We start from the raw sequence: 1,041 nt of genomic DNA on the forward strand, positions 1-1,041 counted from the left end.
CGCTCGTTCCACGCGTGCGTCCGCTCCACGATCCAGCGCTTGGCGATCGCAATGAATCCCTTGGCCTTGGCCGGAGACTCGAACAGGTCGAGCTGGTCGGGCATGACCCAGCAGGCTGATCGAGCAGCGCTGCGAACCACTTGGACCGTGATGCCGTGGGACTGTGAGACCGTCTGCGCACACTGGCCCGCGTAACCGCCATCCGCATACAGCGTCTGGATCTGCGGATGCTTGGACATCGCTGACGCGACCACCGGGTGGGCGCCATCGCGATCCTGCACGCTGGCGGCGGTCACGCTGACTGCCAGCAACAAACCCAGCGTGTCCACGACCAGATGGCGCTTGCGTCCCTTGACCTTCTTGCCTGCGTCGAAGCCAAGGTCGCCGCCTTGGGGGGAGCCTCGCGTGGACTGCGCATCGATGATCGCCGCAGTCGGCGCCTCGGGGCGCTCCTCTCGGGCACGCCACATGCCGCGCAGGACGTCGTTCATCCGCTCGAACTTGCCCTGCTCGCTCCACCGCCGAAAGGTGCGATAGACGTTCTGCCAACGTGGAAACTCCCGCGGCAGCATGCGCCACGCGCACCCGGTCCGGACGACGTAGCAACACGCGTCGACCAAGGAACGCCGCGCGTAACGCGGCGGCAGGCCGCGGCCGCCCTCGTTGCTGAAAATGTCCTGCACCAATGCCCACTCCGCATCCGTGAGACAACTTGGGTAGGCCTGCTCAGGGGCAAGCCGTCGATGGGCATCTGTGTAGCCGTAGCGAGGCGTGGAAGGGGCGGGTTTGGAATCCGCGTCAGCCACTGCACGGGGAGTCCTGCGCTCGATTCCCGCGCGCTTCAACGCAGAGCGTACGGTGCCCACATGGACCTCAAGCCCTGTGCGCCGCGCAAACTCGGTTGCAACCTCGGAGACCGTCGAAAGGCAATCGTCCTCGACGATCTCCTTCAAAACGGTCAGATGGGTCTGGTCCAGCTTGCGGGGGCGGCCTGCTGCGCTCATGTGCTGCCACTTCACGGACGGTGCCGCAAGTGTAGCC

The 1,041-nt window shown here is 65.7% G+C and carries 1 protein-coding gene; it reads right to left on the minus strand.

Annotation, left to right across the window (positions count from 1 at the left end):
* A partial coding sequence (locus tag IQ254_RS31225) for an IS5 family transposase (RefSeq protein WP_193970015.1) occupies nucleotides 1-1,004 on the minus strand: 1,004 nt, incomplete at its 3' end.
* Nucleotides 1,005-1,041 lie beyond the last annotated feature (37 nt).

Origin of the sequence: Nodosilinea sp. LEGE 07088, assembly GCF_015207395.1 — a bacterium.
Lineage (GTDB): Bacteria > Cyanobacteriota > Cyanobacteriia > Phormidesmidales > Phormidesmidaceae > Nodosilinea.